This window comes from Phenylobacterium sp. VNQ135 (assembly GCF_049445735.1).
GTDB lineage: Bacteria > Pseudomonadota > Alphaproteobacteria > Caulobacterales > Caulobacteraceae > Phenylobacterium.
In genome coordinates this window covers 645625-666187 of the sequence record NZ_JBMSDS010000003.1, presented here as the reverse complement: position 1 = coordinate 666187, position 20563 = coordinate 645625, and the positions used below count along the sequence as shown (strand labels likewise).

Genomic DNA, 20563 nt, shown 5'->3' with positions numbered 1-20563 from the left:
ATCGATTCACAAAGGAGAAGAGCTTGGCGGATGGGGTGGGATTCGAACCCACGGTAGGCTCTCACCTACGGCGGTTTTCAAGACCGCTGCCTTAAACCACTCGGCCACCCATCCATCGCCGCGCGGGCGAAGGCACCGCCTATAGCAGGGGCGGGCGGGTCGCTCCACCGCAACCCTCCGTTAACCGCGTTGCAAGCCTTGGCGGCGAAGCTTTCCGATGGACCTCGGGGGAAGGAGAGCCATGCGCGCGCCCATATGGAACCTGGCCGGCGTGCTGCTGGCGAGCGGCGCGCTCGCCGCCTGCGTGACGCCGAAGTACGCGACCCAGCCCGGGCGAACCGCAAACCTTCCGCCGTCGGCCGGCGGCTACAAGGTCGGCAAGCCCTATCAGGTGGGTGGGATCTGGTATGTCCCGCGCGAACAGCCGGACTACGACGAGACGGGCATCGGCTCCTGGTACGGCGACGCCTTTCACATGAAGGCCACCGCCAACGGCGAGCTCTTCGACATGAACGCGATGACCGCCGCGCACACGACCCTGCCGCTGCCGTCGATCGTCGAGGTCACGAACCTGGAGAACGGCCGCAAGATCCAGGTGCGGGTCAACGACCGCGGGCCGTTCGTCGGCAACCGCATCATCGACCTGTCGCGCGAGGCCGCACGCCAGCTCGGCTATGAGCGCAGCGGCGTCGCACGGGTGCGCGTGCGCTACGTCGGCCCGGCTCCGCTGCTCGGCCGCGACGCCGGCGTCCGGTACGCCGCCGCGCCGCTGGCTCCGGCGCCGCCGACGCTGGACGACGCGCCGCTGATCGAGATCGCCGGGGGCCTGCCGGCGCGGCCGGAGCCGGTGACGACCGTCACCCTGCCGGCGCCCGCCGCGGCCTCGGCGGACGCCGCCGCTGCCGCCGCCTACCGGGTCCAGGCCGGCGCGTTCGCCAGCGAGACGAACGCACAACGGGCGGTGAGCCAGCTTTCCATCGCCGGCCAGGCGACCATCGAGCCCCTGCAGCGCGCGGACGGCCTGACGCTTTACCGGGTGCTGCTGCCTGCGCCCGGCGACGAGGCGCAGGCGTTCGCGCTCCGCGACAGGGTGGCTGAGATCGGCTTCGCCGACGCCCGCGTCGTCCGGCCGTTCTAAGTCTGGACTTCCGCCACGAACGGGCCATTTTGGCCGCGTGGCGCGCGGGCGGTTTATCACTTTCGAAGGCGGCGAGGGGGCCGGAAAATCCACCCAGGTGAAGCGGCTCGCCGCGCGCCTGGAAGCCCAGGGCCATGAGGTCGTCACCACGCGCGAGCCCGGCGGCTCGCCCGGCGCCGAGAGCATCCGGGACCTGGTGCTGAAGGGCTCGGCCGACCGCTGGAGCCCCGTCACCGAAACCCTCCTGATGTACGCCGCCCGCCGGGATCACATCGAGCGGGTCATCCGGCCGGCGCTGGAGCGCGGCGCGTTCGTGGTCTGTGACCGCTTCGCCGACTCGACCCGGGCCTATCAGGGCGCAGCGGGCGGAACCGCGCCGGCCCTGATCGCGGCGCTGGAAACCCATATACTGGAAGACGTGCGGCCCGACCTGACGCTCGTCTTCGATCTTCCGCCCGAGGTAGGACTGGAGCGCGCGCACGCCCGGGCCGGCTCCGAGATGCGCTTCGAGAGCAAGGGCTTGGCCTTCCACACGCGCCTGCGCGAGGGCTTCCGCGCGATCGCCGCCGCCGAGCCAGAGCGCTGTGCGGTGATCGACGCAACGGCCTCTATGGACGCGGTGGAGGCGGCCGTCTGGCAGGCGGTGGCCGAGCGGCTGGCGGTCCATGGCTGAGACCGGGGTCCCGCACCCCCGCGAGGTCTTTCAGTTGCAGGGCCAGGGTGCGGCCGAGGCCGCGTTCGAGGAGGCCCGCGCGCGCGGCCGGCTTCACCACGCCTGGCTGCTGACCGGTCCGGAAGGCGTCGGCAAGGCCACCTTCGCCTATCGCGCCGCCCGTCGCCTGCTGGGCGCGCCGCCCGCCCCGGCCTATGGCGAACTGGGCTCGGACCCAAACCAGGCGATCAGCCGACAGGTCGCCGCCCGCAGCCATCCCGACCTGATGGTGCTGGAGCGCGAGGGACCGGACGGCAAGCCGCGCAAGGTCATCCCCGTGGAAGACGCGCGCCGGTTGGGCGAGTTCTTCTCGAAATCTCCCGCCAGCGCGCCGCACCGGGTGGCGATCATCGACGCCGCCGACGACCTGAACGTCAACGCCGCCAACGCCATCCTGAAGACCCTGGAGGAGCCTCCGCCGCGGGGCGTGCTGTTCATGGTCTCGCACTCGCCGGGCCGCTTGCTGGCCACCATCCGCTCGCGGTGTCGCCGGCTGGCGTTCCACGCGCTGGAACTGGAGGAGGCCGCCGACTTCGTTAGCCGGCACGCCGACGTGAATCCCGAGGAAGCGCTCAGGCTCTCCCGGATGGCCGGCAACGCGCCGGGCCGGGCGCTGCAACTGGCCGCGTCCAAGGCCATCGCCGTCGACGACGCAGCCCGCGAACTGCTCGCCGACCTGCCGCGGGTGGACGAGACCCGGGCGCTCGCGCTGGCCGAGAGCTTCCGGGGCGGGGAGGGCCAGCAGGCGTTTGCGCTGCTGTTCGATCGGCTGGCGGACCGGGTGCACACCATGGTCGCTGACCGCGCCGCGCAAGGCATCGGCTCGCTTGATCGCTGGGCCCAGGCGTGGGAGACGCTGCAGCGCCTGCCCCGCGAGGTGGAGGCCCTCAACCTCGACCGGACCGATGCGCTGTTCGCGGCGCTGACGGAATTGAAGCAGGCCGCCCAGGCCTAACCACCCATGCTGATCGACAGCCACGTCAACCTGCACGCGCCGCAATTCGACGAGGACCGCGAGGCCGTGATCAGCCGCGCGCTCGCCGCCGGCGTCCGCCTGATGGTCAACATCTGCGACCGCGTATCGAACTTCGAGGCGGTGCGTGGCGTGGCCATGCATCCGGACATCTGGTGCACCGTCGGCACGCACCCGCACGAGGCCAAGGAGAACCCGGAGCTCACCGCCGCGACGCTGGTGGAACTCGCGCAGGACCCGCGGGTGGTCGGCATCGGCGAGTGCGGCCTCGACTTCCACTACGACTTGAGCCCGCGCGACATCCAGGCCCAGGTGTTCCGCGTGCACTGCGAGGCGGCGCGCGAGACGGGTCTGCCGCTCGTGGTCCACACCCGCGAGGCCGACGAGGTCATGGGCCAGATCCTCGAGGAGGAATACGCCCGTGGCCCGTTCCGCATCCTGATGCACTGCTACACCTCCGGCGCCGAGCTCGCGCGCAAGGCCGCGGGAATGGGCGCCTGGTTCTCCGTCGCCGGGATCGCCACCTTCAAGGCGGCCGACGACGTCCGCGCCGTGGTGGCCGAGATGCCGGCCGACAGGATCATCGTCGAGACCGACTGTCCCTATCTCGCGCCCGTCCCGTACCGCGGCCGCCGCAACGAGCCGGCTTTCCTGCCGCACGTCCTCGCAAAGCTGGCCGAGATCCGCGGCTGGAGCCTGGATGAGGCCGAGGCGCGGACCGAGAACGCTTTCTTCGCTCTGTTCGACCGGATCCCGCGCCCGTGAGCGACGCCGTCGAGGTCGTGATCCTCGGGTGCGGCTCGTCAGGCGGCGTGCCTCGGGCGGACGGCGAGTGGGGCGCGTGCGATCCGGCGAACCCGCGGAACTTCCGCACCCGCTGTTCGATGCTGGTCCGCCGGATAGGCGAGGGGCCGCAGACGACGTTGCTGGTCGACGCATCGCCCGAACTGCGGATCCAGACCGCGAGGGCCGGCGTAAAGCGGCTCGACGCCGTCCTCCTGACCCACGACCACGCCGATCAGGTGCACGGCCTGGACGACGTGCGCGCGTTCTTCCTGCGTCAGCAGGCGCGGATCCCATGCTTCATGGACGCCGCCACTCAGGCCACGATGAAGCGGCGGTTCGGCTATATCTTCGAAGGCGAGGGCGGCTACCCCGCCATCTGCGACGAACGGCTCCTGCCGCCGCATGGCCGGACGTGGCGCGTGGAGGGGCCGTCGGGCGCCATTCCGGTCCGCACCTTCGACCAGGACCACGGCGGCGTCCGCTCCGTCGGCTACCGGTTCGGAGGCGTGGCCTATTCCAGCGATGTCGTAGGCCTCGACGAAGCGGCCTTCGAGGCGCTGGCGGACCTGGACGTCTGGATCGTCGACGCCTTGCGCTATCGGCCGCACCCGACGCATGCGCACCTCGAGCGGGTCCTGGAATGGGTTGAGCGAGTGAAGCCGCGGCGGACGATCCTGACCAACATGCACATTGACCTCGATTTCGACACCCTGACCGCCGAACTGCCGGCCGGCGTCGAACCGGCCTACGACGGGCTCACGTTCCAACATCAGCTCAGGGCCGAAAACTGGTGATCTCACGGCCACTTAGGATCGGTTTCCTCGCGTCCGGAAACGGGTCCAGCGCGCGCGCCGTTGTGGAGGCGATCCGGGCGGGCTCGTTGGCGGCTGAAGCGCGTCTTCTCGTGGCCAACACACGAAAGGCCGGAGCGCTGGAGTGGGCCGGAAGCGAGGGCTTGCCGGCGCTCTGCATCCCCACCATCGGGGACCCCGAGGCCGCCGACGTGCAACTCGCCGAGGCGATGACAGCGCACGGCGTCGAGCTGATCGTCATGTCCGGCTACCTGCGGCGGCTCGGCCCGGCCACACTGGGCCGTTACGCCGGCCGCATCCTGAACATCCATCCGGGCCCGCTGCCGGACTTCGGCGGCCAGGGCATGTACGGCCGGCGCGTCCACGAGGCAGTGCTGGCGTCCGGCCGCGCCGCCAGCCGTATCGTAATCCACGTCGTGGACGAAGAGTACGACCACGGGCCGGCGCTGGGCGGCCTGGACGTGCCGATTTCAGCCGGCGACACGCCGGAGACGCTGGAAGAGCGCGTGAAAGGCCTGGAGCCGGCGTTTTTCGTCGATACGCTCCGCAGGATCGCGACTGGCGAGCTGGAGCTGCCGGATGTGGCTGGATCGTAGGGCGTTCGCACTGGGAGCCGTCGCACTGGCGACGGTCAGCGCCCATGCGGCTCAAGGAGCGCCGAAGATGTACGGACTGATCGGCAAGATGCTGGCGAAACCTGGCCAGCGGGACGCGCTGATCCAGGCCATGATCTCGGGCACCCAAGCGATGCCGGGCTGCCTCAGCTACGTCGTCGCCACCGATCCCGCCAATCCCGACGCGATCTGGATCACCGAAGTCTGGAGCGATGTGGAACACCACCAGGCGTCGCTGAAGCTGCCGGCCGTGCAGGCGACGATCGCGGCCGCGCGGCCGTTGATTGCCGGCTTCGGCGAGCGGTTCGAAACCGGTCCTGTGGGCGGCGTCGGCCTCGGGCGCTGAGACGCGCCTTTCTAATTTCCGATAATATTCCTTAGGCGATAACTTGCTCCGACGGGACGGCGGCTGATGCCCCTCCTGACTCGCGGCTCCCCTGAGCCCCGCTACCGTCCCCGCCGCCTCAGAGCTTCGGCGCCGTCCAGCACCCAGGCCACGTCCGACCGACGGAAGCTGCGGAAGAGAAGAATCAGGCCGCTCAGCGCCAGCCAGGCGGCGCCTGTTCCAAGCGTGATGATCAGCGGATGGTTGAAGCTCTGCCGGTCGTCGTAGTCCATGATGTGGAGCATCCAGGCGATGTCCCACAGCCGCCAGGTGTCGTTCTTCGCCGCCATCACCTCGCCCGTCGTGGCCGAGACCAGCAGCGCGTGACGTTCCTTGTCGGCGAATTCGACGCGCCAGATCGGCAGCGGCAGGTCCCGGGTCTCCAGCGTGTGCCTCGAGATGTAACTCACCGAGGCCGGCGGCTCGGACCCGCTCCAGCGGCCCACCGCCAGTTCACGCGCCTTGGCCGCATCGATCGCCATTGGCGCGCCGGTGACAGCGTCGAGGATCTTGACGCCCTGCGGCGTCGTCGCCTCGTAAACATAGGTGTCGTGGAGCGGCTTGAGCTGCAGCTTCTGGATCGGCTGACCGATGGCCTGCGCGACGCGCGCGAGCGGCAGCAGCTCGGCGGGCGCCTGCAGGCCGGCGACGGGCAGCAGGGCATGCTCCCCAGAGACCTTGTGGTGGTCCAGCAGCGCCATGACCGCGCCGCTGAGAGCCCAGAGCAGGAACTGCACCCCGAGCACCAGGCCGAACCACTTGTGGAGTGTGCGGATGAGGAACATCGGCGTCAGGCTCCGACCTTGGCCGCGGCCTTGGCGGCCGGCTTCCCGACGCGCCGCTTGCGACGGAAGCTGTAGAGCAGCAGCCACCCCCCCGTGGCGGCCGTGGCGACGCCCATCCAGGTGAAGATCCGGATCAGGATGTTGTTCACGTCCTGGCGGTCGTCGTAGTCCATGATGTGGAACATCCACACGAAGTCGAAGGTGCGCCACAGGTCGCTGCGCTTCGAGACCAGTTCGCCCGTTCTGGGCGAGATGTAGAGCGTCGGATGCCAAGCCCCTTCGAATTCGACGCGCCAGATCGGCGTCGGCCGCGTCTGAATCTCGAGCGGCGCCTTGGTCAGCAGTTCCGACTTCACGATGGCGCCGTTCTCGGCGAAGAGCGCCCTCGCCCGCGCCCGCGCCGCGCTCTCGCCCAGCGGTGAAAGCTTGGCGCCCGAGCGGGCGTCGAACAGCTCAGGACCGTCGTCCGTCTGCACCACATAGACGGGTTGGCCGAGCTGAACCTCCAGCTTGGCGCCTCGGAAGCCGGGCACGGTGTGCGCCAGGTGCGCCGGCTCGACGAGTCCACCGAGGTCCAGCGCCCGCGGCGCGGCGGCCTTCACCAGCCGATCGCCGTGGATGACGTCGATGTGGATGGCGGTCATGTAGACGCCGCTCAGGGTCCAGAACACGGCCTGGATCGCCACGACGAGCCCTAGCCACTTGTGGGTGGTGCGGGCCAGGAACGGGAGACGCATAGAGGGCACCGGCGGCCGGCTAGAACGAGTACGTCAGCCGCACATAGCCTCGACGGCCCAGCAGGTCGTAGGTCATGGTGTCGGTGTTCCCGTCGGTGTAGCTGGCGATGTACGGCACATCGGGCTCGAAGATGTTGTCGACGCCGACAGCCACCGTCGCCTGGTCCGTGACGCGGTACTGGAACTGGGCGTTGTTGTAGAACACGTCGCTGGTTTTGCCCCCGACCGCCGTCGGCGCGGCGTTGAAGTCCCTCGCCTTCCCGATCCATTGGACCGACCAAGTGGCGCTCCACTTCGGATCATCCAGCGAGAAGGTCGCCAGGCCCCGCCACTTCGGATAGCCGCCGTTCCCGCCGCCGATGAAGCCGCGGTAGATGATCGGCGCGCCGCCCGGATACGGGATGATGGTGTAGTCCTTCAGGTAGGTGACGCCCGCGTCGATCGAGGCCCTTACCCCACGCACGTCCCAGCCATAACGGACCGCGGCGTCGACGCCCTTCACCGTCTCGGCGCCGACGTTGACCTGCTGCGAAGACAGGAAGCTCACCTCCCCGGTCAGGCTGTTGCGGGTGAAGTTCTCCGGGCTGCAGAACGGATGGGCCAGGTTCGGGGTGTTGTAGCAGACCGCAAGCTTGGTCGAGCCGGGGATCGAGCGGATCGCGTCGTCGATGTCGATCGTCCAGTAGTCCAGCGTCAGGGACAGGCCCGGCACGAACTCCGGTTCCCAGACGGCCCCGATGGTGAGCGTCTCGGCCGTCTCCGGCTTCAGGTTCTCGTTGCCGCCGGTCGTGGTCAGGATGGTGTTGTTCGGCTGGATGTAGTTCGCCGGCACACCCGAGGCCTGGCAGTTCGCGCGCAGGGTCGCATTGGTGCTGGTGCTGTAGCGGCTGCAGGGGTCGGTCGTGGTCAGGTTGCCCTGCGTCAGGCCGCTGAACAGCTCGGCGACGTTGGGCGCCCGGAAGGCGGTGCCCCAGGTGGCGCGGGCGCGCAGGCCCCAGCCAAGGGTCCAGTCGAGGCCCAGCTTGTAGTTCGTGTCGCTGCCGAACTTCTTGTAGTCCGAGTAGCGGATCGCGCCATCGATGCGGACCATCTTCATCAGCGGCAGGTCGCGGACGACCGGGACGCTGACTTCGGCGTAGGCTTCCTTCGCCTTGATCGAGCCGTCGATCGGGCTCTGCTGGTTCGAGTTGGCGATGCCGGCCACGATCAGCGGGTCGGGATCGCGCCAGCCCTTGTCCTCGCGGTACATGACGCCCGCGGCCACCTGAAGCGGCCCGGCGGGCAGTTCGAACAGGCTGCCGGTCACGTCGCCGGTCAGGTTCAGAGTCTCGTTGCCGCCGTGGTCGACCGTCGTGGTCAGGATGTAGTTCACCACCTGCTGGCTGACGTCGCCCGGACCGAGGTAGTCGGCGCACGGGATGGCCGCGCCGGCCGCGAAGCTGCAGACGCCGGTGTTGATCGTGTTGGCCACCCGTTGGCGGTTGGCGATGTTGGTGAAGCCGTCGATGCCCTCGTTGCGGCCCCAGTTCGCTGCCAATTCCCAGGTCCAGTCGCCGCCGAACTTCCCGCGCGCGCCGCCGGTGAGCTGGTAGGTGTCGGTTTCCTGGAAGGCCATCCGCGGCCCGCCTTCCACCAGGCGGCGCTGGATTACGTTGATGTTCTGGCCGGTCGGGTTCGTCGGGTTCGACGCAGCGATCGCCAGATTGGTCAGCGTGCCCGGCGACGAGAGCTGCTCGGTCTCGCGCCAGGTGTAGAGCGCCTCGGCGAACAGCTCGACCGTGTCGGTCAGCTCGTACTTGCCGAAGGCGCCAGTGGTGACCCGGTGGATCGGATTCACGGCGTTGATGAACGGATTGCCGTTGTAGCCGTGCAGCGCCGCCGAATAGGGCGCATAGCTGTTTCCGCCGGTGAAGTTGATCACCTGCCCGGTCGGCAGCGAGGCGCGGCCGCCGGCCGTGGAGCCGCTGCCCAGGCAGATCAGCTGGCCGCTGGCGCCGCTCAGCGGGCACGGGGCGCGGGTCGCCATGTTGACCGCGTCCGTCTTCTGCCAGGTGGCGGCCACCGCAAGGCTGCCGCGGTCCCCTTGCCACCCGTACGAGACATCCATGGTCCGGTCGTCGCCGTCGCCCTCGTCCGTGAGCGCATAGCGGGCGCTGATGTCGAAGCCGTCGTAGTCGTCGCGGGTGATGATGTTCACGACGCCGGCCACGGCGTCCGTGCCGTAAACCGCCGAAGCCCCGTCCTTCAGCACCTCGATCCGCCCGATGATCGCGGTGGGGATGGTGTTCAGGTCAGGCGCGCTGTTGGCCCCGGTGCCCCCGTTCACCAGCCGCCTTCCGTTCAGCAGGACCAGGGTGCGGTTGATGCCGAGACCGCGCAGGTTGATCGTGGCGGTGCCCCAACCGCGCGAGCTCCAGTATGCGTTCGTCTGGTTGCCCCCGAAGCCGGCGGCGGCCGGCAGGCGCTGCAACAGGTTCTCCACGTTGGCGATGCCCGTGGCGGCGATCTCCTTTTGACCGACGACGGTCACCGGTCCGACACCCTCGATGTCGGCGCGCTTGATGCGGCTGCCGGTGACGATGACTTCATCGACCGCGCCCGACGCGTCCTGCGCGTGCGCCGCTCCGGCGAGACCCACCGCGGCGCATGCGCTCGCGAACAGAAGGCCCTTGGAGAACCCGTTCATGACTACCCCCTTGTCGTCCCTGATCCTCCGGGCGTCGCCTAGAGACGCGCCCGACTGGTCGGCGGGGAAACTCGGGTCGGCGCCGCCGCGCTGTCAATAATGTCTACACAAATATGGTCGCGAGATCGGGGCATTTCCTGCTGCGCCGCCCGGCTTTGGGTCAGCTTTCGCCTTTATGACAGCTTGTGTGCGGAGAGTTTGTGCCCCACCACGCCCTCACTCGGGGTGCGTCCTGGCTATTTTTCGTCGTCGGGTAATATTCGCGGGCCGTCACGGCATGGCGGCGCAATGTGCAGCGCATGATGGCCCGATAGGCGCCGCCAGGCAGCAGCGATAGTCTCCGCTTATGGACGCGTCGACATGACCACGTTTGAGTTTTCGCACATCGGTGTGGCGAGTCGTTGCGGCGGATGCTTCCAGCTGACTTTCCGCGACGTCGCCGAATACGCGACGTTTGCCGAACAGAACCTCTGCTCAGCTTGGATATGGCGCATTCGGTGACGTCGCACCACGCGCGGCTTATGGGGGATACGCGCGAATCTGCCGACGCCCCTCAAGAAAATGTGGAGGCCCTGTCCGGCGCCTCGCGCGGGCCCCGCCTACCGCTTCCGGATCGTCGTGATCTGCTGCCCGCTCAAGGTGAAGGTCACCTTGTCACCCGCGGCCACGCCCTTCAGGACGGCGGGATCGGCCTTGAACGCCATGGTCATGGCGCCCCAGTTCAACGCCTTGATCGGACCATGGGCGATGGTCACCGAGCCGGCGCGAAGGTCGATCGCCTTCACCACGCCCTGCCCCTGCGCCGGCTTGGCCGCCGAGGCGGCGTGGACGCCATGATCGTGGGATTGCGCGTGGGCGGCGCCCGCGAGCGCCAGGCTCGCGGCAAGGCCGGCGGCGAACTTCATAGGCGTACTCCTGAGGTCGATGGTCAGAACCAGGCGCGCACGCCGATGACCAGACGCGTATCCCTGACGTTCTCGCCATGGGCGCGGGCGTAGTCGGCGGTTTCGCCGAACTTCCGCTCGTGGTGGACGCCGATGTAAGGCGCGAACTCCTGGCGCAAGGCGTACCGCAGCCGGAGACCCACCTCGATGTCTTGCAGCCCGCCGCCCAAGTTCCGCGGGGCGTCGGCGCTGGCCGCGAGATTGGCCTCCGCGCGCGGCTCGAGGATGAGCTTCTGGGTCAGACGCAGGTCGTACGAGCCTTCCAGGCGCGCCGAGAGATCGCCCTTGTCGGACAGGAACAGCGCGCCTTCCACCTCGAACCAGTACGGCGCGACCCCCTCGACGCCGAGCGTCGCATAGGTCCGCTGCGGCCCTGGCTCGAAGTCATGCCGCACGCCGGCCTGGAGGTTGAAGTAGGGCCCGATCGCGCGGCCGTAGAGGGCCTGAACCTCGGCGGCTTCGAGCTCGCCTGAGCCCCCCTCGCCTTCCGTCTTGAGGACGAAGCGGTTGATGTCGCCGCCGTACGAGGCCTCGCCTTCCCAGGCGTAGGCGTCGCCATCGTCCGATGGCCGGATCTCAGCGGTCTCCAGCATCGCCTTGGACCAGCGGACGGCCCCATGCTCGCGGCGCAGCTGGGCGCGTGCGGCCGCCATGACCTCAGGGCCGTAGAACCGCTCGGCCGCGTGGTCTGTGGGCGTCGGCGGCGGCGGGGCGGAGCCGACGGGCTGGCGCCCCATCGCGTGGCCGGCATGAGGGTCGGCCGGCGCGGCCTGCGCCGGCGTCGCATGGCCCGCGTGCGGGTCTGCCGAAGCAGGTTGCGCAGGTATGGTGTGACCCGCGTGCGGGTCTGCCGGAGCCGGTTGCGCAGGCATGGCGTGACCGGCGTGAGGGTCCGCCGACAAGGGTTTCGCCGGCATGACGTGGCCGGCGTGCGGATCGGCAGGGGCCTGCGCCCCCGGCGGCGCCGGTTGAGCCGGAGCATGATGGGCGTGCGGATCCTGGGCCCAGGCGGGCGCGGCCAGGGAGAGCGGCGCGGCGGCGGCGATCAGCCAGAGCTTCATCGTGCGCCCTCCTCTGGCCGGACCGTCACAACCCGGAACATCCCGGCGTGCATGTGCAGCAGCATGTGGCAGTGGAAAGCCCAGTCGCCGGGTTCGTTGGCCGTCAGGTCGAACGAGACCTTGCCCCCCGGCAGGACGTTGACCGTGTGCTTGCGCGGCTGGTGCGCCCCGTGCCCGTTGACGATCTCGAAGAAGTGGCCGTGCAGGTGGATCGGGTGGGCCATCATGGTGTCGTTCACCAGGGTCACCCGCACCCGCTCGTTCAGCCGGAACGGGATCGGCCGCGTATTCTCCGAGAACTTCTCGCCATCGAAGCCCCAGATGAAGCGCTCCATGTTGCCGGTCAGGTGCAGCTCCACCTCCCGCGAGGGCGCCCGCGTGTCGGTGTTCGGGGTCAGGGTCATCAGGTCGGTGTAGGTCAACACCTTGTGCGGCACGCTCTCCAGACCGGTCCCGCGGTCCCCGACCCGATCGACGGGCTTGGGCGAGATCATCTGGACGCCGGGCGTGAGCTTCACCTGCGGGGCGTTCTTGGGATCGCGCATGGCCATCGAGGAATGATCCATCGCCGGCGGCGCCTGCGCCGCGCCGTGGGCGGCATGACCGCCACCGTGGGCCGCGTGGTCCATGGCGCCCATGTCGCCCATGCCCATGTCCTTCATGGTCAGGATCGGGCGCTCCCTCAACGGCGGGACCTCGGCGGACATGCCGGGACGCGGCGCCAGCGTGGCGCGGGCCATCCCGGAGCGGTCGGAGGCCTCGGCGACGAGGGTGAAGGCGCGATCCTCCTGGGGCGTGACGATGACGTCGTAGGTCTCGGCATTGGCGATCTGGAACTCGTCGACCGTGACCGGTCGCACGTCCTGCCCGTCGGCCTGGACCACGGTCATCTGCAGTCCTGGAATCCGCACGTTGAAGATCGTCATCGCCGCGGCGTTCACGAAGCGCAGCCGCACCCGCTCGCCCGGCTTGAAGAGGCCCGTCCAGTTGGACCTGGGGCCGTGGCCGTTCACCAGATAGCGATAGGTCGACCCGGTGACGTCGGCGACGTCGGTCGGGTCCATCCGCATCTTCGCCCAGGCGATACGGTCCTTCAGCGGCTGATCCCGACCGGCCAGCAACCCCGCCACCGTCTGCTTCTGTTCGTTGAAGAATCCCGGTTGCTGCTTCAGCCGCGCCAGCAGGGTGTGCGGGTGCATGAAGCTGTAGTCGGAGAGCACGATCACGTGCTCGCGGTCGTACGGGGCAGGCTCGGCCCCGGCGGGATCGATCACCATCGGCGCGTAGTGGCCGATCAGCTCCTGAAGACCCGAGTGCGAGTGGTACCAGTAGGTGCCCGCGTGCCGGACCTTGAACTCGTAGTTGAACGTCTCGCCCGGACGGATGCCGGGGAAGCTCACGCCGGGCACGCCGTCCATCTGGAACGGGACCAGCAGGCCGTGCCAGTGGATCGAGGTGTCCTCGTCGCTCAGGCGGTTCGTCACGGCGATCCGGACGTCCTGGCCCTCCTTCAGGCGGATCAGCGGGCCGGGCACCGTTCCGTTGATGGCGACGGCGTGCCCGGCGCGGCCGTCCACCTGGAACGGCGCGTGGCCGATCTCCAGCCGGATTTCCCCGCCTTCGAGGGCGGTGGGCCTGGACGCCAGCCCGGGAGACTGGCTCCGCGCCCATCCGGGCAGCAGGAGGCCTGCGCCCGCCATGCCGCCGACGGCGGCGCTCCGGCGCAGGAGATCGCGCCGGGAAAGGTCGTTCCTTGACGAACGCATCGAGGTGGGAAGCCCTGTCGTCTGTTCCATCCGGCGCGCCGTCGTTGGGGAGGCCGGCGGGCCTGTCGCATCAATATACGCGGCCGGCGCGGTTTCCCCTCAACGATCCGCCAGGTGGGCCAGCATCCCCGCCAGCCGCTGGCGAGCGCGGTAGGCGCGGGTCTCCACCGCCTTCACGCTCACGCCAAGGACGTCGGCGGCTTCCTGCTGGGTCATGTCGGCGAAATAGGTGAGCAGGAGCGGCTCCTTCAGCTTGGCCGGAAGCCTTGCGATGGCCTTGTCCAGCGTGGCGCGAAGCTCGGCGTCGGCGAGCGCCGCCTCGGGTGTCGGACCCCGGTCGGGCGCCCGCAGGGCTTCGGGCGCGTCGGCAGGCCGCTCGCCGAAGACGATCCGGCGGACCGCCAGCCGGCGGCCGCGGTCTCGACACTTGTTCAAGGCGATGGCCCGCAACCAGGTCGCGAAAGGTCGGCGTCCGTCGAACCGGTCAAGCGCTCGCCAGGCGGCGACGAAGGCCTCCTGCGTCACTTCGTAGGCGGCGTCGGCGTCGCCGACGTAGCGCCGCACGAACCGGAAGAGGCCGTCCTTGTGGCGACGCATCAAGGCGGTGAAGGCGCGGTCCTCACCGCCAAGGGCGCGGCGGGCCAGCGCCAGATCGTCGTCGGCCTCCGTCACGGCGCGGGTTCGGTGAGCGCCTCCGCGACGCGGGCGTCGAACTTCTCGGCCTGTTGGGGCGTCAGCACGCGCCGCATGGCCAGCACATGGACGATGGTCTCCTTCTGGAGCTCGCCCATCGCATGGTGGAATCGTTCGACCGAGGCCTTCACCTCGGGCGAGTACTCGTGCCGCGCCTGGATGGCCGCCGCGAGCTCGGCGTTGGCCGCACGCAACTCGGCCTCACGCACCTTGCGCCGGACCGCGAAGTCCTGCTCCAGCCTGTCGAGCTGCGCTTCCTGAGCGTCGGTCAGGCGCATCTCCTTGTGCACGAACTCGTGCAATGAAGGCGGGGTGCGTTTGGACTGCAGGTAATGGACGGTGCACAGGGCGCCCAGCGCGCCCGCCAGGGTCGTCAGCAGCAGCGTCAGCAGCAGACCGCGGCTGACGCCCTTCATCCGCGGCCCTCGAGCAGGGTCGACGGCGCGAGCTGCGGCCCGAGGGAAAACACCGAGATCTCATCGGACGAAGGCTGCGCAGAGGCCGCGGCGAGTCCGCCCGTCGCGACGCCGAGGAAGAGCGCCCCCACGACCGCCGCCGTGCGGAAGGCGAACACGGCGCCTGTCCGGGTCTCGCCGTCTCCATCGAGCCGCGCCCAGACGGCAGGCTCGAGCTGGTCGAGGCTGCGGTCCGACGGCTGATGCTTCAGCGCGGCCAGCAGATTGTCTAGACGATCGGCCAACGAGGGCTCCTGGAGTGGTTCGCTTAGTATACGCGCGACATTCCCGCCGTCCCTCATTTCAGGGGTGATGACAACCCGACGCGTATTCCTCAGGCGTTCCACAGGAGGTCCGCCATGCCAGAAGCCGCCGCGATGAACCGCCGCCGGTTCGCCCTCGCCGGAGCCGCCCTGTTCGCAGCCGGCCCCGCCCACGCCGCTGCGCCACGGGAGATCACCGTCCACAAGACCCCTTGGTGCGGCTGCTGCAAGGGCTGGACGACCCATCTCACCCGCGCCGGCTTCCGGGTGAAGACCGTGGAGGTGCAAGACCTGGCGCCCATCCGGGAGAAGCACGGCATCCCTTTCAAGCTTTCCTCGTGCCATACCGGAGAGATCGGCGGCTACTTCGTCGAAGGTCATGTCCCCGTCGCCGACATCCAGCGACTGCTGCGCGAACGCCCGAAGGCGCTGGGCGTCACGGTGCCCGGCATGCCGATCGGGTCGCCCGGGATGGAGAGCCGAGACGGCGCCGTCGAAGCCTACGCGACCTTGCTGGTTCTCGACCGCAAGGGCGCGACCCGCGTGTTCGCCAGGCACGGGCAGAAGAGCTGAACTTGGCACCCTAACCCTCGCCGGGTGGTCGCGCCGCGCCTGACCCTCAATCCAGGGTGTAGAGGTAGGCGGCGATGTCTCGCGCGTCCGCCGGGGTGACGCCCAGCGTCGGCATGGCGGTCTGCGGGTCGACGCTGTGCGGATCCTGGATCCACTGGGCGAGGTTCTGAGGCGTGTTCTCACGTACGCCGGCGATATAGACCCGGCCGGAGATGCCGCTCAGCGGCGGACCGACCTTGCCCGTCGCCCGCTCGACGCCGGGGATCTCGTGGCAGCCGCCGCAGCCGTAGAACGAAATCTTGCCCTGCCCCGCGTGCGGGTCGCCCCCGGTGATCGCCATGGCGCGGGCCTCCACCTGCTCGGACTGCTCGCGCCGCTCGGCGACGATCATGCCGGCGGCCACGGCGACCACGACGGTCGTCGCGACAGCGAGGCCCACGCTAGCGCGCCGCCGCATGGCCCTCGTCCTTTCGGTCCAGCCGCAGAGCCTGTCCCACCAGCGCCAGGGCGGCGCCCGCGTGGACGAGCCCGCCGGGGACCCACATCAGCAGGCCGGCGAGCTGCTGATCCTCCACAGGCGTCAGCCCGAACGGCGCGAGGCCGAGCTCGGCGTAGCGCGCGTACCAGGGACTTTCCGACAGGGCCATCAAAGCGCCGAGCGCGCCGGCCACCAGCGAGGTCACGAAGAGGCAGACCGCCGGCAGGCCGATCGGATAGCCTCGCCGCTTCGCCTCCAGCATCGCCGACCAGAAGAAGAGCGCGCTGACGAAGAACGAGAGGTGCTGGGCGATGTGCCAGCCGTCGTCGCGAAGCGCGAGATCGAACAGGGCCGGCACGTGCCAGATCCAGAGCGCGGCCGCCTGCAGCAAGGTCGCCGTCACCGGTTCGTTCAGGACCCGCCAGACCTGCCGCAGCGGCGGCCACCGGCCCGCCGCACCCAACGCCTGCCGCCCTGCCGCCGGAAGGGCCCAAAGCATCACCGCCAGCGGCCGCGAGAGGACCAGAAGCGGCGCCGCGACCAGCATCAGGATCTCGTGCTCGACCATGTGGGCGGTGAACGAGCGTTCGCCCGCCTCGTGCAGCGGCGACACGACCGAGGCGGCCAGACTGAGCCACCCCACGACGAACAGCCACGCGCGTCGATCATGAGCCGCCCGCCCCGTCGTCGAACGGCGCGCGATCCGCCCTGCCCCGATCCCGAACAATGCGGCGCTGAGCACCAGCGGAACCGTCAGCAGCGGGTCGAAGGTCCAGCCGGGTTCGGCGTGCGCCGTCCCGGTGACGTGCGCCGCCGCCGGGCCCGCCACTCCGGCGAGCGCGAACGCGAGGCGGAGTCCCCTCACCGCGCGCAGGCCGGCACCACGAGGCCGGCTCCCAGCTGGACGAGGATGGTCAGGACGAACAGGGCCCCTGCCCCGACGCTGAGCGCAGCGATGAAGCGCGCCGGCGCCTCCTGGCTTTCATGCGGCGCGCCGCCCGCCCGACGCCATGCGCGCAGCGAGATCAGGGTCCCCAAGGTCGCGAGCCCCAGGGCCGGCACGCCGGCGCCAACCGCGGCGATCAGGCCGATCTTGCAGTCGGCGTAGGTGACGTTCGATCCGATCTGGTGGTGCAGCGCCCAGGCGACGGCGCCCAGGACCAGGCCCATCCAGGCTGGCCAACGCGGGCTTTGCGGCGCGGGCGTCGTCATCCCAGGATCCTCGGCGCCCAATACACCAGCGCATAGATCGGCAGCCACGTCAGGACGACGAAGTGCCAGTACATGCAGTTGTCGCTGACGTCGCTGAACGTCCCGCCGTCCATCTCGTGGGTATGGGTGAAGATGGCGAGAAGCACCGTGTCCGCCAGGTCGGTGATGAGGTGCAGCGTGTGCAGCAGCATCAGGGCCCAGACGACAGATCCATAGGCGTCCTGATCCCATCTGGCGTTCAGGTGCGCGAGTTCGAAGCCGCGCACCACCAGCAGGACCACGCCGGCGACCGACATGATGATCAGGCCGATCCGCGTCTTCTTCTCGTCCAGCGCGTGCGCCTGCTTGTCGGTCCAGACGTTGGGGAGGTCGCTCAGCAGCAGCAGCACCGTGAAAGCCGTGCCCCACAGGAGGACCGGCGGCAGGTGGCCGGCGCCCCAAGGCTGGTTGTGACCGATGAGGAAGACGTAGGCGGCGCAGGCGAGCAGGAAGGCCGCGCCCTCGATGAGCATGAAACCCAGGACGCCCCACCACATCAGGCTGCGGGAGCCGAAGCCGTAGTCCGGCAGGCCCGAGACGTCGCCGACGACGCGATAGTCGCTCATGCTTCGGCCTCCTTGCGACGCGGCGGCGTCGCCGGCCAGAACCAGCCGATCAGAGCAATCGTCAGCGGGATCGCGCCCCAGACCAGAGCCCATTCGTGGAAGATCGAGCCGATGAAGAGGCCGGTGGTGGCGATCGCCGCCAGCAGCGGCCACAGGGTGGGGCCTGGCAGCGGGTGGCGCATGTCGGGCTCGGCTTCGACGATGGTGGTGAGGAGCACCTCACGCTCCGACGCGCTCAGCCCCTCCATCACCGGTCGCTTCTCCTGCGGCTCCCAAAGCGGCTCGCGGCTCGCCACGACGGGCACGTAGAGGAAGTTGTAGGCGGCCGGCGGCGAGGCGGCCGCCCATTCCAGGCTGGAGGCGTCCCATGGGTTCGCCCCTGCCCGCTTCGGTCCGCGCCAGGCGACCACGACGTTGGCCACGAAGACCAGGGCGCTGACCGCGATCATCAGCGCGCCCGCCGAGGCCAGGAGGTTCCAGCCGCCCCACTCCATCTCGGCCCGATAGGTGTAGATGCGGCGCGGCATCCCGATTAGCCCCAGGATGTGCATGGGGAAGAAGGCGATGTGGAAGCCGGCGAAGAACAGCCAGAAGTTCCACTTGCCCGCCGTCTCGTTCAGCAGCCGACCGGTGAACTTCGGGAACCAGTAGTAGAAGGCGCCGAAGAGCGGGAACACCGCCCCGCCGATCAGCACGTAGTGGAAGTGCGCCACGACGAAGTAGGTGTCGTGAAGCTGCAGGTCGAGTGGCACGGACGCCAGCATCACGCCCGTGAGGCCGCCCAGCACGAAGGTCACGATGAAGCCGATCACGAACAGCAGCGGCGTTCGGAACTGCGGCTTGCCGTCCCACATGGTGGCGATCCAGCAGAAGATCTGCACGCCCGACGGGATGGCGATCATCATGCTGGCCGAGGTGTAGAAGCTGTTCCCCAGCCTGGGCAGGCCGGTGGCGAACATGTGGTGCACCCAGAGCCCGAAGGCGAGGAAGCCGTTCGCCAGCAGCGCCAGGACCATGATCGGATAGGCGAAGATCGTCCGGCGGGAGAACGTCGCCACGATCTGGGAGACCATGCCCAAGGCCGGCAGGAAGATGATGTAGACCTCGGGGTGGCCGAAGAACCAGAACAGGTGCTGCCACAGCAACGGATCCCCGCCTTCGGCCGGATTGTAGAACTGGGTGCCGATCAGGCGGTCCGAGATCAGGAAGCTCGACGCCAGCATCACCGCCGGCATGGCGAAGATGACCATGAAGGAGGTCACCAGCATCGCCCACAGGAAGAGAGGCATCCGGGCGAGCGTCATGCCCGGCGCCCGCTGCTTCATGATCGTCGCGACGAGCTCCACGGCGACGGCCAAGGCCGACACCTCGGTGAAGGTGATCATCTGGGCCCAGAAGTCGGTCCGTTTGCCGGGCGAGAACTCGGGCCCCGCAAGCGGCACGTACGAGAACCAGCCGGTTTCCGGCCCCACGTTCATCAGGAAGGCGATCCAGATCATCGCCCCGCCGGCCACGTAGACCCAGTAGCCGAAGGCGTTCAGGCGCGGGAACGAGATGTTCCGCGTCCCGCACATCAGCGGCACGAGATAGACGGCCATCGCCTCCATGATCGGCACGGCGAACAGGAACATCATCGTCGTGCCGTGCATCGAGAAGATCTGGTTGTAGCGGTCGGCGTCGATCAGGCCGCTCTCCGGCCGGGCGAGCTGGGCCCGCATCAGCAACGCCAGGATCCCGCCCAGCACGAAGAAGACGAAGCCCGTTACGATGTACCGCCGGCCGATGACCTTGTGGTCGACACTGGTCAGCACGCCCCAGAGGCCCGGCGGCGTGCCCCAGGCATGCTCCAACCGCTGGTGCAGCGCCTCCATCTCGGCGGCCTTGGCTGTGCGGGGGCGGGTCGCGCTCACTTGAGGCTGTCCAGGTAGTCGAGCAGGCCGTTCAGATCGGCCGGCGAGAGCTGCACGATGGGCATGTGGGCGCCGGGCTTGAGCCCTTGAGGGTCCGCGATCCAGGCGGCCAGCGTCCCGCGACTGTAGGGCGCGACGCCGGCGGCGATGTATCGGCGGCTGGCGACATGGGTCAGGTTCGGACCGGTTTGTCCCTTCGCCTCGGTTCCGTCGATCTGGTGGCAGTTCGCACAGGCCTGGGTCTGGAAGACATCCAGGCCGTGCGCCTGGGCCGGGGTGGCCGGCGCGGGCGCGGAGCGCATCTGCCGCGCCCGCCAGGCTTCGTATCCCGCCTCGCTGTCGACCATGACGTCAAGCGCCATGTTGGAATGCTGCAGGCCGCAGAACTCCGCGCATTGGCCCCGGTACCGGCCTTCCCGCATGGGCGTGAGCGTGATGTCATTCTTCCGGCCGGGGATCAGGTCCTGCTTGCCGCCGAGATTGGGGATCCAGAAGCTGTGGATCACGTCGGTCGCGACGAGCTCGATCTTCGCCGTCTTGCCGACCGGCAGGTGGATCTCGTTGGCGGTGACGAAGCTGCGGCTGGGATCAGGGTCCTGGTACTCGACCTCCCACCACCACTGGTTCGCCGTGACCCGGATGTTGATGTCGGCGCGGTTGGCCGCGGTCGCGAGCTGACGATCCACGAGGAAGCTGCCGAAGGTCAGCACCAGCAGGCCCAGGACGATGAGCCCGATCCATCCGCCCAGAACCCGCTGCATAGGCCGATCGGCGGCGCTCTCGACCCCCTCGACGGTTGGCGGACCGGCAAGGCGACGGCGCGCACGCCACAAGGCCCACCCGAGGAAGGCCAGCACCAGGGCGTACATCACCCCGCAGATCCACAGCATCAGCGTCCAGATGCTCTTGATGTCCCCCGCCTGGCGGCCGGCCACGTCCATGGAGGATTGCATGCCCGCGCATCCTGCGAGCAGC

General features: G+C 69.1%; 23 protein-coding genes and 1 tRNA gene. 8 read left to right on the top strand and 16 right to left on the bottom strand.

The window, feature by feature from the left end; genetic code table 11:
- Positions 1-24: 24 nt before the first annotated feature.
- A tRNA-Ser gene (locus ACO2Q0_RS14450) sits at positions 25-114 on the bottom strand.
- A 127-nt stretch (positions 115-241) separates the two neighbouring features.
- On the opposite strand from ACO2Q0_RS14450, the gene ACO2Q0_RS14445 reads away from it, so the two are divergent.
- The 7 genes from ACO2Q0_RS14445 to ACO2Q0_RS14415 all read left to right on the top strand — a co-directional run bounded on the left by ACO2Q0_RS14445 (position 242) and on the right by ACO2Q0_RS14415 (position 5381).
- The gene (locus ACO2Q0_RS14445; RefSeq protein WP_423352202.1) at positions 242-1138 is read left to right on the top strand and encodes a septal ring lytic transglycosylase RlpA family protein; all 897 of its coding nucleotides are present in this window, start codon (positions 242-244) and stop codon (positions 1136-1138) included.
- Between the two features lie 37 nt (positions 1139-1175).
- Complete coding sequence (tmk, locus tag ACO2Q0_RS14440; protein ID WP_423352201.1) at positions 1176-1811, top strand: dTMP kinase; 636 nt, start codon at positions 1176-1178, stop codon at positions 1809-1811.
- The gene (locus tag ACO2Q0_RS14435) at positions 1804-2805 is read left to right on the top strand and encodes a DNA polymerase III subunit delta' (RefSeq protein ID WP_423352200.1); all 1002 of its coding nucleotides are present in this window, start codon (positions 1804-1806) and stop codon (positions 2803-2805) included. Before tmk ends, ACO2Q0_RS14435 begins: the two co-directional genes overlap by 8 nt.
- 6 nt (positions 2806-2811) lie before the next feature.
- A complete protein-coding gene (locus ACO2Q0_RS14430; protein ID WP_423352199.1) occupies positions 2812-3588 on the top strand; it encodes a TatD family hydrolase in 777 nt (258 codons plus the stop codon).
- A complete protein-coding gene (locus ACO2Q0_RS14425; protein ID WP_423352198.1) occupies positions 3585-4403 on the top strand; it encodes an MBL fold metallo-hydrolase in 819 nt (272 codons plus the stop codon). Before ACO2Q0_RS14430 ends, ACO2Q0_RS14425 begins: the two co-directional genes overlap by 4 nt.
- Positions 4400-5017, top strand: a complete 618-nt coding sequence (locus tag ACO2Q0_RS14420; protein ID WP_423352197.1) for a phosphoribosylglycinamide formyltransferase — start codon at positions 4400-4402, stop codon at positions 5015-5017. The genes ACO2Q0_RS14425 and ACO2Q0_RS14420 overlap by 4 nt, the downstream gene beginning before the upstream one ends.
- A 67-nt stretch (positions 5018-5084) precedes the next feature.
- Positions 5085-5381, top strand: coding sequence for a putative quinol monooxygenase (locus ACO2Q0_RS14415; protein ID WP_423352196.1), 297 nt, complete (start codon positions 5085-5087; stop codon positions 5379-5381).
- Positions 5382-5482: 101 nt separating this feature from the next.
- On the opposite strand, the gene ACO2Q0_RS14410 is transcribed toward ACO2Q0_RS14415, so the two are convergent.
- From ACO2Q0_RS14410 to ACO2Q0_RS14370, 9 genes are all read right to left on the bottom strand, one after another.
- Positions 5483-6205, bottom strand: coding sequence for a PepSY domain-containing protein (locus ACO2Q0_RS14410; RefSeq protein ID WP_423352195.1), 723 nt, complete (start codon positions 6203-6205; stop codon positions 5483-5485).
- Between the two features lie 5 nt (positions 6206-6210).
- Entirely contained in the window at positions 6211-6942 is a 732-nt protein-coding gene (locus ACO2Q0_RS14405) for a PepSY domain-containing protein (RefSeq protein WP_423352194.1), read from the bottom strand.
- Between the two features lie 19 nt (positions 6943-6961).
- Positions 6962-9628 (bottom strand): TonB-dependent receptor plug domain-containing protein, encoded by a 2667-nt coding sequence (locus ACO2Q0_RS14400; protein WP_423352193.1) that lies wholly within the window; start codon positions 9626-9628, stop codon positions 6962-6964.
- Between the two features lie 599 nt (positions 9629-10227).
- Entirely contained in the window at positions 10228-10533 is a 306-nt protein-coding gene (locus tag ACO2Q0_RS14395; protein ID WP_423352192.1) for a copper-binding protein, read from the bottom strand.
- A gap of 23 nt (positions 10534-10556) precedes the next feature.
- Complete coding sequence (locus tag ACO2Q0_RS14390; RefSeq protein WP_423352191.1) at positions 10557-11633, bottom strand: copper resistance protein B; 1077 nt, start codon at positions 11631-11633, stop codon at positions 10557-10559.
- The gene (locus ACO2Q0_RS14385) at positions 11630-13399 is read right to left on the bottom strand and encodes a copper resistance system multicopper oxidase (protein WP_423352190.1); all 1770 of its coding nucleotides are present in this window, start codon (positions 13397-13399) and stop codon (positions 11630-11632) included. Before ACO2Q0_RS14385 ends, ACO2Q0_RS14390 begins: the two co-directional genes overlap by 4 nt.
- Before the next feature lie 99 nt (positions 13400-13498).
- A complete protein-coding gene (locus ACO2Q0_RS14380; protein WP_423352189.1) occupies positions 13499-14071 on the bottom strand; it encodes an RNA polymerase sigma factor in 573 nt (190 codons plus the stop codon).
- Complete coding sequence (locus ACO2Q0_RS14375) at positions 14068-14508, bottom strand: periplasmic heavy metal sensor (protein WP_423352188.1); 441 nt, start codon at positions 14506-14508, stop codon at positions 14068-14070. Before ACO2Q0_RS14375 ends, ACO2Q0_RS14380 begins: the two co-directional genes overlap by 4 nt.
- Entirely contained in the window at positions 14505-14792 is a 288-nt protein-coding gene (locus tag ACO2Q0_RS14370) for a hypothetical protein (RefSeq protein WP_423352187.1), read from the bottom strand. The genes ACO2Q0_RS14375 and ACO2Q0_RS14370 overlap by 4 nt, the downstream gene beginning before the upstream one ends.
- 114 nt (positions 14793-14906) lie before the next feature.
- Between ACO2Q0_RS14370 and ACO2Q0_RS14365 the strand changes: the two genes are divergently transcribed.
- A complete protein-coding gene (locus ACO2Q0_RS14365) occupies positions 14907-15383 on the top strand; it encodes a DUF411 domain-containing protein (RefSeq protein WP_423352186.1) in 477 nt (158 codons plus the stop codon).
- A gap of 46 nt (positions 15384-15429) precedes the next feature.
- Here the strand turns inward: ACO2Q0_RS14365 and ACO2Q0_RS14360 are convergent, their stop codons facing one another.
- The 6 genes from ACO2Q0_RS14360 to coxB are packed head-to-tail and all read right to left on the bottom strand — an operon-like array spanning position 15430 to position 20541.
- A complete protein-coding gene (locus ACO2Q0_RS14360; RefSeq protein WP_423352185.1) occupies positions 15430-15840 on the bottom strand; it encodes a c-type cytochrome in 411 nt (136 codons plus the stop codon).
- Positions 15824-16726, bottom strand: coding sequence for a cytochrome c oxidase assembly protein (locus tag ACO2Q0_RS14355; protein WP_423352184.1), 903 nt, complete (start codon positions 16724-16726; stop codon positions 15824-15826). Before ACO2Q0_RS14355 ends, ACO2Q0_RS14360 begins: the two co-directional genes overlap by 17 nt.
- Entirely contained in the window at positions 16723-17073 is a 351-nt protein-coding gene (locus ACO2Q0_RS14350; protein WP_423352183.1) for a hypothetical protein, read from the bottom strand. Before ACO2Q0_RS14350 ends, ACO2Q0_RS14355 begins: the two co-directional genes overlap by 4 nt.
- Complete coding sequence (locus ACO2Q0_RS14345) at positions 17070-17678, bottom strand: cytochrome c oxidase subunit 3 (protein ID WP_423352182.1); 609 nt, start codon at positions 17676-17678, stop codon at positions 17070-17072. The genes ACO2Q0_RS14350 and ACO2Q0_RS14345 overlap by 4 nt, the downstream gene beginning before the upstream one ends.
- Positions 17675-19588 carry a cytochrome c oxidase subunit I gene (gene ctaD, locus ACO2Q0_RS14340; protein ID WP_423352181.1) on the bottom strand — a complete coding sequence of 638 codons (1914 nt, stop codon included), beginning with the start codon at positions 19586-19588 and terminating at the stop codon, positions 17675-17677. The genes ACO2Q0_RS14345 and ctaD overlap by 4 nt, the downstream gene beginning before the upstream one ends.
- On the bottom strand, positions 19585-20541 hold the full coding sequence (gene coxB / locus ACO2Q0_RS14335) for a cytochrome c oxidase subunit II (protein WP_423352180.1): 957 nt from the start codon (positions 20539-20541) through the stop codon (positions 19585-19587). Before coxB ends, ctaD begins: the two co-directional genes overlap by 4 nt.
- Positions 20542-20563: the final 22 nt, after the last annotated feature.